Annotated in this window: 8 protein-coding genes; 3 read left to right on the top strand and 5 right to left on the bottom strand. The window is 66.8% G+C overall.

All coding sequences use genetic code 11. The annotated features are described in order from the left end of the window. Nucleotides 1–23 precede the first annotated feature (23 nt). From NS355_RS04640 to NS355_RS04620, 5 genes are all read right to left on the bottom strand, one after another. Nucleotides 24–1,460 carry an efflux transporter outer membrane subunit gene (locus NS355_RS04640; RefSeq protein ID WP_058744622.1) on the bottom strand — a complete coding sequence of 479 codons (1,437 nt, stop codon included), beginning with the start codon at nucleotides 1,458–1,460 and terminating at the stop codon, nucleotides 24–26. Then, nucleotides 1,453–2,628 (bottom strand): efflux RND transporter periplasmic adaptor subunit, encoded by a 1,176-nt coding sequence (locus NS355_RS04635; protein ID WP_058744621.1) that lies wholly within the window; start codon nucleotides 2,626–2,628, stop codon nucleotides 1,453–1,455. The genes NS355_RS04640 and NS355_RS04635 overlap by 8 nt, the downstream gene beginning before the upstream one ends. Beyond that, complete coding sequence (locus NS355_RS04630; RefSeq protein WP_058744620.1) at nucleotides 2,621–5,842, bottom strand: efflux RND transporter permease subunit; 3,222 nt, start codon at nucleotides 5,840–5,842, stop codon at nucleotides 2,621–2,623. The genes NS355_RS04635 and NS355_RS04630 overlap by 8 nt, the downstream gene beginning before the upstream one ends. A gap of 133 nt (nucleotides 5,843–5,975) precedes the next feature. After that, complete coding sequence (locus NS355_RS04625; RefSeq protein ID WP_058744619.1) at nucleotides 5,976–7,313, bottom strand: sensor histidine kinase; 1,338 nt, start codon at nucleotides 7,311–7,313, stop codon at nucleotides 5,976–5,978. Nucleotides 7,314–7,320: 7 nt separating this feature from the next. Further along, nucleotides 7,321–7,992, bottom strand: a complete 672-nt coding sequence (locus tag NS355_RS04620) for a response regulator transcription factor (RefSeq protein WP_058744618.1) — start codon at nucleotides 7,990–7,992, stop codon at nucleotides 7,321–7,323. Between the two features lie 520 nt (nucleotides 7,993–8,512). On the opposite strand from NS355_RS04620, the gene NS355_RS04615 reads away from it, so the two are divergent. Genes NS355_RS04615 through NS355_RS04605 form a run of 3 tightly spaced genes read left to right on the top strand, consistent with a single transcriptional unit; the run spans nucleotide 8,513 to nucleotide 11,582 of the window. Continuing rightward, a complete protein-coding gene (locus NS355_RS04615) occupies nucleotides 8,513–10,216 on the top strand; it encodes a pilus assembly protein (RefSeq protein ID WP_430726994.1) in 1,704 nt (567 codons plus the stop codon). After that, entirely contained in the window at nucleotides 10,213–10,809 is a 597-nt protein-coding gene (locus tag NS355_RS04610) for a TadE/TadG family type IV pilus assembly protein (RefSeq protein WP_084787510.1), read from the top strand. Before NS355_RS04615 ends, NS355_RS04610 begins: the two co-directional genes overlap by 4 nt. 26 nt (nucleotides 10,810–10,835) lie before the next feature. Continuing rightward, nucleotides 10,836–11,582, top strand: coding sequence for a TadE/TadG family type IV pilus assembly protein (locus tag NS355_RS04605; protein ID WP_244489556.1), 747 nt, complete (start codon nucleotides 10,836–10,838; stop codon nucleotides 11,580–11,582). Nucleotides 11,583–11,641 lie beyond the last annotated feature (59 nt).

Here is an 11,641-nt window from a genome sequence, read left to right as displayed (position 1 = left end):
CCGGGAGGTGAGCGACGCGCGGCCTATGCCGGTCGCGCGAACGACGATCCTCCCCCCAGCGCGCGGGCCAGGGCGACGGTGGCGGTCAGGCGTCGGGTCTGCAGGGACAGGGCGCTTTGCTGGTCGCGGAGCAGGCTTTCCTGGGCGGTGGCGACGTCCAGATAGGTCGCGGCGCCCTTGATATAGCGGTCCAGCGCGATGGCACTGGTGCTGGCGGCGGATCGTACCGCCTGATCCTGCGCGGCCTGGGCCTGGTCGAGGTGACGCAGCGTAGCGAGGGCGTCCTCGACATCCTGGAAGGCCCCCAGGGCACGCGTTCGATAGTCGGCGGCGGCGGCGTTCCAGTCCGCCCGCGCGGCGGCGACATCGGCGCGACGCTTGCCGCCGTCGAACAGGTTCAGGATCGCGCCCGGTCCGATCGCCCAAAAGATGTTGGGGGCCGCGACCAGTCCCGCCAGCGCCGTGCCCTGCAAACCGGCCGTGCCGCCCAGCGTGATCTGGGGGAAGAAGGCCGCCTTGGCGACGCCGATCCGCGCATTGGCCGCCGCCATGCGCCGCTCGGCCGCCGCGACATCGGGACGCTGGGCGAGCAGCGCCGAGGGGACGCCGACCGGAATGCGCGGCAGATGGAGCGGGGTCTCGCGATGCGGGATGGAGAAGACCGAGGCGGGCTGGCCGACCAGGCTGGCGATCGCATGTTCGGTCACGGCGCGGTCCGCCTGCAACGCGGCATATTGGGCGCGGGCTTCACCGAGCAGCGCACCGGCCCGACCGACATCCATCCCCGTCGCGATGCCGCCGCGAAAGCGGTTGCGGGTCAGCGCATCGGCCCTGGCCAAGGCATCGATGGTCTGGGCAAGCAGCGTAAGCTGCTGGTCCTGCCCGCGCAAACGCACGAAGTCGGCCGCAAGCTGGCCTTGCAGGGCGAGCTTGACCGCCGCCAGATCGTCGCGGCTGGCCTCGGCCAGTGCGCGGCCGGAGGCGACCGAATTGCGCACACGCCCCCACAGATCGGCCTCATAGGACAGGTCGCCACCCAGCGTCGCGGCGGTATAGAAATCCGGCTGGGAACCGCCCCGCAACGGACGCTCGTCCGACTGCCGGTTGCGCGAAAGGCCGGGCGTTAGTTCGACACGGGGAAACAGCCCCGAACGCGCGCCTGCGAGCGTGGCCTTCGCCATGTCATAGCGCGCCAGCGCCCCCGCCAGCGTGGGATTGTCGTTATCGATCCGGGCCTCCAGCCGGTCGAGCAGCGGATCGCCGAAGCCTGCCCACCAGTTGCCGGGCAGGGCGGTGGTCGCGGCGTCGACCGGCTTCCACACGGAGTCTGCGGCGGTCGGCATCTCCTTATAGGCGACGGGCGCGGGCAGGATCGGCGGGCGATAGGCGGGGGCCATCGAACAGCCGCCCAGCAGCGCGAGTGTCGCGCCTGCGACGCAGCGGCGGAGCGGTTTAGCCATGACGCGTCTGCCCCACCCGGACCAGCTCGCCCTGCGCCAGCGAGTCCGGCGGATTGTCGACGATCCGTTCGCCGGGGCTGATGCCCGACAGGATTTGCACGGTCGGGCCATTGTCCTGCCCGATATGGACCTGATGCATCACGACATGGCCGCGCGGGTCGACCGTGGCGACCTGTGGTCCGCCGGCACCGAACAGGATCGCGCTGGACGGCACCTGCGCCGCGCCCGGCTGTCCGGGCAGGGCGAACCGGGCCTGGGCATAGCCGCCGGGCTTCAACAGCCCATCGGGATTGTCGGCGAGCAATTGGACCCGGAAGGCGCCGGACTGCGGATCGACCGCGCTCGACAGGCCCGCGACCGTTGCGGTGAATGAGCGGCCCGGAAAGGCGGGGACGGTCAGCGTCGCGGTCATGCCCGGCTTGATCGTGGCCGACAGCGATTGCGGCACGTTGACATAGACGCGGATGCGGTGCGTGTCGGCCACGCCGAACATCGGCGCCTGTGCCGCCGCGCCGGGGCCCACCAGATCGCCGACCTCGGCATTGCGTGCGGTCACGACCCCGGCGAAAGGCGCGCGTATCACGGCATAGCGCTTCATCGTCTCCAGCCGCGACAGGGCGGCACGCGCCTCGGCGACGCCTGCCGCCTTGACCGCGAGATCGCCGTTCTTCTCGTCGACCTCCTGCCTGGACACCGAAGAGGTAGTCAGCAGGTCGCTCCAGCGGGCCGCCGTACTGCGCGCCAGCGTCTCGCGCGCGACGGCACTGGCCAGCGCGGCGCGCGCCTGGCCGATCTGCTGGTCGAGTTCGGGCGTATCGATCACGCCCAAGGCCTGTCCGGCCGCGACATGCGCACCAATATCCTGCGACCAGCTGCGCACATAGCCGCCGACACGGGGGAAAAGCCGCGCGGCTTCCCAGGCCTCCAGCGTGGCGGGCAGGTCGAGCGCGTCGCGCGCTGCACCACCCTTGACGGGGATCAGGTGGACGGTCGGGATGGCGTTGGTCGTGGACCAGCTGGCCGCCGCCGCGACGTCATGGCTTCGGGCCAGGGTTCCCACACTCACGGTGCCGATCGCCAGGACGGCGGCGGCAAGGCCTGCGATCTTCAGGCCCTTGGGCGTGGGCGTGTCGGCCGACACAGCGGGGGCCGGGGCGGCGTCATGCATGGATGGCTTCTCCGATGGGCATCAGGGGGGAGGGCACGGTCGCCTTCCGGCGGCGGTGCGCGATGGCGAAGACGACGGGAACGAAGACCAGGGTGGCGAGCGTGGCGCACAGCAGCCCGCCGATGACGGCGCGGCCGAGCGGCGCATTCTGCTCGCCGCCTTCGCCCAGGCCCAGCGCCATCGGGGCCATGCCGATCATCATCGACAGGGCGGTCATCAGCACCGGCCGGAAGCGGGTGGCGCCCGCCTCCATCGCGGCCTGTATCGCGTCGCCGCACACCGCCAGTCGCTCTCGGGCGAAGCTGACCACCAATACGCTGTTGGCGGTCGCCACGCCCATGCACATGATGGCCCCGGTCAGCGCGGGCACGCTGAGCGGCGTGTGCGTCGCGAACAGCATCCACACGATCCCGGCGAGCGCGGCGGGCAGGGCCGAGACGATCACCAGCGGATCGATCCAGCTCTGGAAGTTCACGACGATCAGCAGATAGATCAGGACGACCGCGCCCGCGAGGCCGAGGATCAGGCCGGTGAAGGCGGTGTTCATCGTCTCCACCTGTCCGCGCATCGCGACCGTGGCGCCCTTGGGCAACTGGCTCTTGGTCTGGGCGAGCACCCGGTCGATGTCGGCGGCGACCGCGCCCAGATCGCGCCCCTGCGGAGTCGCATAGACGTCGAACACCGGCTGCACCGCATAATGCGAAACCAGCGCGGGGCTGGGTTCGCGGTGCAGCGTGCCCAGCGCCTGAAGCGTCTGGAAACTGCCCGGCGTCGTGCCGGTGATCGGCAGATTGTCGAGCTGTTCGATGGTGCCGGCGCGATATTGCGGCGACTGCACCACGATCGGATAGGATACGCCGTTCTTGGGGTTGAGCCAGAAAGTCGGCGCGACTTGCGAACTGCCCGCCAGATTGACCGACAGGCTGCGGGTCACGTCATTTTCGGTGATGCCCAGTCGGCTGGCCTGCGCCCGGTCCACGTCCACGGCGTATTCGGGATAGTTGGATGCCTGTTGCAGGCGGACATCGGCCAGCCCCGGCACCTTCGACAGGCGGGCGACGAGCAGCCGGGCATAGGCCTCGTTCCCCTTCATGTCTGGCCCGGCCACCTGCACGTCGATGGGGGCGGGCGAGCCGAAGTTCAGGATCTGGCTGACGATGTCGGCGGGCAGGAAGGCGAAGGACGAACCGGGGAAGTCCCGGGGCAATTGTTCGCGCAGCGCCTTGGCGAAACCGGCGGTCGGGCGGTGGCCTTCCTTCAGCGTGACCAGGATATCGCCGTCCTGCGGGCCGACGCCGCCGGTGTTGGAATAGGCGCGGTTGATGCCGCTGACCGGCAGGCCGATATTGTCGACGATGGTGTCCAGCTGGTCGGCGGGAATGACCTGTCGGATGCGGTTCTCGATATGGTCGAACAGCGCCGCCGTCTCCTCGATCCGGGTGCCGACGGGCGCGCGGACGTGGAGGCTGATCTGCCCCGCATCGACCGCGGGGAAGAAATTGCGGCCCAGCATCGGCACCAGCGCGAACGACATCAGCACCACGATCATGAAGCCGATGACGAAGGGCCGCCGCCGGGCGAGGGCGAAGGCGAGCAGCCCGGTATAATAGCGCCGCACCGCCTCGAACCGGCGCTCGAAACCATGCTGGAACCGGCGCAGCGGATTGCGGCTCTCCGGGCGTCCGGCCTGTGCGTCGTGGCTGACCATCACCTCGGCGGTGTGCGGTCCGGCGTGATCGCGCAGCAGATAATTGCCCATGGTCGGCACCAAAGTGCGCGACAGGACGAACGAGGCGATCATCGCGAACACCACCGCCATCGCCATCGGCGCGAACAGGAAGCCCGCGACCCCCGGCAGGAAGAACATCGGCACGAAGGCGATACAGATGCACAGCAGCGAGACGAAGGCGGGGCCGACGATCTGTTTGGCGCCGTCCAGGATCGCGTCGCGCACCGACTTGCCCTGTTCGAGATGCCAGTTGATGTTCTCGATCGTGACGGTCGCGTCGTCGACCAGGATGCCGACCGCCAGCGCCAGCCCGCCCAGCGTCATGATGTTGAGCGTCTGCCCGGCCAGCGCCAGTCCGGCGATGGCGGCCAGGATGGCGAGCGGGATCGAGGCGGCGATGATGACGGTCGACCGCCAAGAACCGAGGAACAGCAGGATCATCAGGCTGGTCAGCGCGGCGGCGATCACGCCTTCGCGCATCACGCCCGACACCGCCGCCTTCACGAAGACCGACTGGTCGGAAAGCGGCTTGACGCTCAGGCCCGGCGGCAGCGTCGCCTCCAGCCTGGGCATCAGCGCCTTCACCTGATCGACGATGGCGATGGTCGAGGCCGACCCGCTCTTCAGCACGGTCATCAGGACCGAGCGCGCGCCGTCGACGCGCACCTCATTCCGCTGCGGCGGCGAACCGTCGCGGACATGCGCCACGTCGCGCATCATGACGGTGGTCCCGTCAATCGTCCTGATCGGCAGGTCGTTGAGCGCGTCGATCGCGTCGGGGCTGTTGTTCAAGCGGAGATTATATTCGTACTGGCCGATTTTGGCGGTCCCGGCGGGCACGATCTGGTTCTGCTGCGCCAGTGCGTTCGCGACATCGGTCGCCGACAGCCGATGCGCCTGGAGCGCGGCGGGATCGAGGTCGATCTGGATCTGGCGTTCCTTGCCGCCATAGGGGGAGGGGATCGCCGCGCCCTGTACCGAGGCCAGCGCCGGGCGGATCATGTTCTGCCCCAGGTCATAGATCTTCTGCTCGGACAGCCCCTTTCCCGACAATGCGAGCTGGAGGATCGGCACGGTCGAGGCGTTGTAGTTCAGGATCAGCGGCGGGGTGATGCCCGGCGGCATTTGCTTCAGCACGGTCTGTGAGGCGGACGTGACCTGCGCGGTGGCGGTGCGGATGTCGACGCCGGGACGGAAGAAGATTTTCACGATGCCGACGCCGGACAGCGACTGGCTCTCGATATGGTCGATGTCCCCGACCGTCGAGGATAGCGAGCGCTCATAATAATAGATGACGCGCCCCGACATGTCGCGCGGCGGCAGGCCGCGATAGGTCCATACCGCGGCGATCACGGGGATGCGGATGTCGGGAAAGATGTCGGTCGGTGTCTCGACCGCCGCGATCCCGCCCCCCAGCACGATCAGGATCGCGAGGACGACGAAGGTATAGGGCTTGCTGAGGGCGAGCTTGACGAGCTGAAGCATGGGCGTCCCGGTGACCGTCAGGGATGGGCGGTGTCGGCGACGGCGCGGGGATCGAGGGGGTGGGGAACCCGCTGCGCGCCGCCGACGGGGGCTCCATCGCGCCGATCGTCGGCGCAGGCGACTTAAATGAATTTCACGCCGACGCCGGGGGCAACGAGATGCGCACGCACAGGCCCGGCGTCGCATCGGACAGGCTGAGGCGGAAGCCGTGCAGGTGCAGGATCGCCACGACCAGGCTGAGGCCCAGGCCGCTGCCGGGAATGCCCTGCATATCCTGTCCCCGGTGGAACCGGCGCAGCACCGCATCGCGTTCGTCGGGCGGGATGCCGGGGCCGTCGTCACGAACCTCGATCGCGCGTCCTCGGGCGTCCTCGACCAGGGCGATCGCGACGTGACCGCCGGGGCGGCCGAACTTGATGCCATTGTCGAGCAGGTTGCTCAGCGCCTCGAACAACAGCTTGTCGTCACCGTTCACCGACCATGGCCGGGGCGCGACCGACAAGGTGATGCCGCGATCCTCGGCCAGCGGTTCGTAGAGCTCGGCAATCTGCGCGACGAGGGTGCCCAGGTCGATGGTGCGGAACCCGGCACGGCGTCGCCCCGCCTCCAGCTCGGAAATACGCAGCAAGGCGGCGAAGCGCTCCAGCACCAGATCGAGATCGGCGGTCGCCTGCCGGATGCCCGTCGCCACCTCGACCGCATCATGCGGCCGGTGATGCAGCGCGTTCAGGGTCGCGCGGACGCGGGTGAGGGGGGTGCGTAGATCGTGGGCGATGGCGTCGGTGGCACCCTTGACCTGGGCGACGACGCGACCGACCTCCTCGACCGTCGCATTCACCGTCGTCGCGAACTGGTCCAGCTCGTCATGCCGCCCGGCGATCGGCATCCGGACCGAGAAGTCGCCCGCCGCGATCTCCCGGCTGGCGCGTTGCAGCGCCCGGACCCGGCGGAGCGGTGCCCGGCTGAACCAGATGGCGGCGGTGGTGACGCATAGCAGGGTCAGCAGGCCGCTGACGATCAATGTCTCCAGGATCGTCCGGCGCAGGTCGCGCAGCAGGCTGATATCGCGCCCGACCAGCAGCGTCTCCCCCTCACGAGTGCGCAGCGCGACCAGTCGCAAGGGGCCGCGCGATCCGTCCTCGACATCGACGGGCAGGCCGGGCGGCAGGGGGCGCAGCAGGCGGATATTGCCGATGATCGGGGTGCCGTCGGCGGCGATCAGCGCCAGATAGTTGAAACCGGCGCGATCGCGGCGCAGCTCGTACCGGATACGGTCGGGCAGTTGGTCGGCCGGGACCTGCAACAGGCGCTGCGCGGCGGCATGAAGGATCCGATCGCTCCGCGCCGTCAGATCGCGGGCGGTCGCGGCATAGACGACGCCCAGCATCGCGATCAGCCCGATGACGAACACCGCCCCCAGCATGGCCGAAAGCCGGAACGTACTGATCCGGATGATATCGCGCCAGCGCATCGGCGCGTCAGCCCTCGAAGAGATATCCCTCTCCCTTCACCGTCAGGATCGGGGACGGTCGGCCCGGACGGTCGATCTTCTTGCGCAGCCGGGCGATATGGACGCTGATGAGATTGGCGCCCGGATCGAAATAATAGCCCCAGACGCGCTCGAAGATGATCCGCCGGGTCATGACCTCCCCGCGATTGCGCATCAGGAATTCCAGCAAACGGAACTCCATGTGGAGCAGCCGGACCGGCTCGCCATCCACCTTGACCGTGCGGCGGACGAGGTCGCATTCGAGACCCCCTCCGCGCAACACCACCGCCTCGGCCTGTTCGCGCCGCCGGAGCAGAACCTCGACCCGCATCGCCATTTCGGCGAAATCGAACGGCTTGGTCAGATAATCGTCGCCGCCCGCGCGCAGCCCTGCGATCCGTTCGTCGACATCGCTCAGCGCGCTGAGCATCAGGACGGGGATGGCGATGTGCCGCTCGCGCAGCCGCGCGACCAGGGTCAGGCCGTCCAGTCCGGGCAGCATCCGATCCAGCGTAATCGCGTCAAAGGCCTCGCGGGTGGCCATGTCCAACCCGCTGTCGCCATCGGCGGTCCGGCTGGCGCTGTGTCCGTGCCGATCCAGCTCCGCCATGATCGCCGCAGCGGTGGCGTCGTCGTCTTCGATGACCAGAATGGCTGCCATGGCGTATGGCATAACCCCATGGTCACGGCGTGGCCAAGCCGCATCGCCGCAGGTGAAATTCATTTAAGTCGGCAGGCGTGACCTTTGGGACGACAGAGGCCCTCTCACGGACTCGGTTCAAAAGGGTTTCGCATGCGCCGCTTTCGCCCATGGATGATCGTCATCCCGCTCGGCCTCATCGCTTCTCCCGCCATGGCTTCGCGAAGCGAGAGGGATATGGGCAATGACTGTTTCGACATGGCGGCGCCCATGGCTGAGGCGACACCCTGTTTTGAACCGGGTCGTCACACCCGCCACCATCACGCTCGCCACGGTCGAAACGCACCTGACATGGCCGCGAAAACGAGCGGTGCCACAAGCAACGGCGCGCGTCGGAACCCGTCCGGATAACCATCGGGCGGACATCCGCGCCCTTCCGTCGAGGGCCCTCTGTTGAGCGCGAAATAGGGACGCTGATAGAAGGAGTTATGACCGTCTTGTCATAAACCTGACCTTTACATTCTGCCGATAGGGCGACGGGATGGATTGTCGGTCTCCCTGTCATGGAATGTCTCGACGACGGCATCGCCCGTCACGTTTCCCGGCATCCGGCCTTCTTGCCAGACTTGCCGCCGATCGGCGCGGAAACGTCATGATGCTATGGGCGTTTTTCCTGATCCCGCTCGTGGCCCTTGTGGGGTCGGCCATCGACCTCGGCACCGAATATGTGGCGCGCAAGCAGATGCAGATCGCTTGCGACGCGGCGGTGCTGGCCGGTCGGCGCGCGATGACCAACGGGACCGTCGACGACGGCGTGCGGGCCGAGGCGGCCAAGTTCTTCAACTTCAATTTTCAACAGGGCATGTTCGGATCGAAGCCGTTCACGCCCTCCATCTCCAGCGCCGCGACGGCGAAGACGACCGTCGTCATCAATGCCGCCACCACGATCCCGACGTCGCTGATGCGGATATTCGGCTTCGTCGAACTGCCGGTGAGCGTCAGTTGCAACGCCTCCCAGGATTTCGTGAACACGGACATCGTGTTCGTGCTGGATACGACCGGCTCGATGCGGGACAAGGCGACGTCCAGCGATTCCCAGACCAAGATTGAGGCGCTGCGTTCGGCGGTGCTGGCGCTATATGATCAGCTGTCGCCGGTGCAGAAACAGCTGGAAGCGTCCGGCATGCGTCTTCGCTACGGCGTCGTTCCCTATGCCAGCGCCGTGAATATCGGGGCGTCGATCCGCGCGGCCAATCCCAATTACATGCTGTCCGGTCCATGGACCTATCAATCCCGGCAGGTCGTGACCGCGAGGATGAGTTCCAGCGATTGCGATTATTACTATGGCAGCTACAGTTCATGGTCCGGAGTCTGCACCTATTTCCGGTATCTGCCCCGGACTTTCGACACGTCGCAATATGTGTCGGGAGCAAGCGTCGATGTGGCACAACTTGTCGGCACCGCCGATTATAGTGGCGATACGCCGGCCAAGACGACGCCCAAGAACGTCACTTGGGCGGGATGCGTCGAAGAGCGCCAGACGGTGCGCATGGGATCAAGCGCTTCGGCGATCCCGTCGGGCGCCACGGATCTGAATATCGATCTGATACCGAACAGCGATGCGACGAAGTGGAAACCCTATTGGCCGGAAGTAGAATATACGAGTTATATGCTGCGATATAATAGTAATCGCTTCAAGCCGCAGGTTGCGTGCCCATCACCAGCCGCATCCATGCAGGGGTGGACACGGGACGATTTGAACAATTACCTCAATACGCTTGTCCCGGACGGTGGAACCTATCACGACAACGGGATGATGTGGGGCGCGCGCTGGGCTTCGTCCGGGGGTATCTTCGGCAGCAATAATCCCGAAAAATACAATATGATGCCCGTCAAGAAGTACATCATCTTCATGACGGATGGGCTGTTCGAAACCGGCTATGCTGGCCTCTATTCATCCTATGGCGTGGAGCGGCTCGATGGTCGCGTCACGCCCGGTGGCGACTATTCCGACCAGAACGACCAGCTTGCCCGCCACAAGCAGCGCTTCAACCTGCTCTGCTCGCAGGCCAAGTCCATGGGATATTCCATCTGGGTGATCGGTTTCGCCACGTCGCTCGACGCGTCGCTGACCAACTGTGCGAGCACGCCCAGCCAGGCGTCCACCTCGTCGAACCAGGCGGCGTTGATGGCGCGTTTCGTGGAAATCGGCAAGAATATCGGCGCCTTGAGGTTGACCCAATGAGGGCGGGAGGTGGCGGCGTGCTGCGCCGTATCGGCCGCGATCGCGGCGGCGCCTCGATCGTCGAGTTCGCGCTGATCTCGTTGCCCGCCATCGTGATCATGTGCGGCCTGTTCGATCTGGGATACCGCCAATATGTCGCCACGCAGGTCCAGGATGCGCTGGACCGTGCAGCGCGGCGGGTCACGATCGGGACCGGCACGACTTCCGCCCAGTTGACCGCCATGGTCTCCGACAGCGTCAAGGCGATTTCACGGGACGCCAATGTCGTCGTCGTTCCCACCAGCTACGGAAAATTCCAACAGGTGGCCAAGCCCGAGCCGATCACCACCGACACGCCGCCGCTGGGCCAGTATAATGCCGGGGACTGTTTCCTCGACATCAACGGCAACGGCGTCTGGGACGCTGACGGCGCGCGTGCGGGCACCGGCGGGTCCGACGATGTGGTGCTGTATACCGCGACGGTGACCTATCCCGAGATCGTGCCGATGAGCCGCTTGGTCGGCTGGAGCGCCCTGACCAGGCTGACCGCCACGACCATGCTGAAAAACCAGCCCTATGCCTCGCAGGCCGAGCCGGTGACGCTGTGCCGATGACGGGTCTTGCCAAACGGTTCATACATGTGACGCGCGATCGGCGCGGCGTCGCGATGATCGAATTCGCGCTTGCCGCGCCGGTGATCCTGTTCATCGGCCTTGGCGGGGTCGAGGTCGGCAACTACGTTACGGCGAACCTGCGAATTTCGCAGATCGCGATGGCGGTCGCCGATAATGCGGGCCGGGTCCGCACCACGATCGACGAAGCCGATGTGACGGAGATCATGATCGGCGCGATGAAGATGGGGGAGCCGCTCTCCCTGGCATCCAAGGGGCGGATCATCCTGTCCGATCTCGAACAGCGGACGTCGACCACCGGAACGGGGGGCAAGGGACCGGTGTCGGCCACCAACCCCAACGGATACCGTCAATGGTTCCGGTGGCAGCGTTGCGCCGGCGCGCTGGCGGCGTCGTCGTCGACCGGCGGTCCGATGAACGATGCCGGTGCCCCGATCACCAATCTGGACGACAAGACGAATGACGATCATGGCGCTGTGGAAACCGCGTCGACCATCGACGGCGTCGGCAAGTCGGGAAGCCAGATCGCCGCTGCGGGCGGTACGGCCGTGATGGTGGCCGAGGTCGTCTATGATTACCAGCCCATCGTGCCGGTCAGCCTGATCACAACCGCGTTCGGCAAGCTGACGATCAGGCGCCTCGTCGCCTTCAACGTCCGCGAGCGAAACAGCTATTCCCTGCGCAATGACGGCAATCTGACCGGGGCCAAGCGCGCGGACTGCCAGCTCTACAGTGCGGCGGCTCCGACGGTGTGAACGCCGCGCCGAAACCGGTCTGGGCGTCCGGCGGGATGAATTCGATCCGCCGGACGCCC

This window comes from Sphingomonas yabuuchiae (genome assembly GCF_001477495.1).
GTDB classification, from domain to species: domain Bacteria; phylum Pseudomonadota; class Alphaproteobacteria; order Sphingomonadales; family Sphingomonadaceae; genus Sphingomonas; species Sphingomonas yabuuchiae_A.
The sequence above is the reverse complement of the archived record's forward strand: the minus strand, read 5'-3'. Positions and strand labels throughout refer to the sequence as shown.

What these genes read in the sequence shown, in the direction of transcription:
- NS355_RS04640 (WP_058744622.1), bottom strand. Translation starts at nt 1,460, where the DNA reads ATGGCTAAACCGCTCCGCCGCTGCGTCGCAGGCGCGACACTCGCGCTG.
- NS355_RS04635 (WP_058744621.1), bottom strand. Translation starts at nt 2,628, where the DNA reads ATGCATGACGCCGCCCCGGCCCCCGCTGTGTCGGCCGACACGCCCACG.
- NS355_RS04630 (WP_058744620.1), bottom strand. Translation starts at nt 5,842, where the DNA reads ATGCTTCAGCTCGTCAAGCTCGCCCTCAGCAAGCCCTATACCTTCGTC.
- NS355_RS04625 (WP_058744619.1), bottom strand. Translation starts at nt 7,313, where the DNA reads ATGCGCTGGCGCGATATCATCCGGATCAGTACGTTCCGGCTTTCGGCC.
- NS355_RS04620 (WP_058744618.1), bottom strand. Translation starts at nt 7,992, where the DNA reads ATGGCAGCCATTCTGGTCATCGAAGACGACGACGCCACCGCTGCGGCG.
- NS355_RS04615 (WP_430726994.1), top strand. Translation starts at nt 8,513, where the DNA reads ATGGATTGTCGGTCTCCCTGTCATGGAATGTCTCGACGACGGCATCGC.
- NS355_RS04610 (WP_084787510.1), top strand. Translation starts at nt 10,213, where the DNA reads ATGAGGGCGGGAGGTGGCGGCGTGCTGCGCCGTATCGGCCGCGATCGC.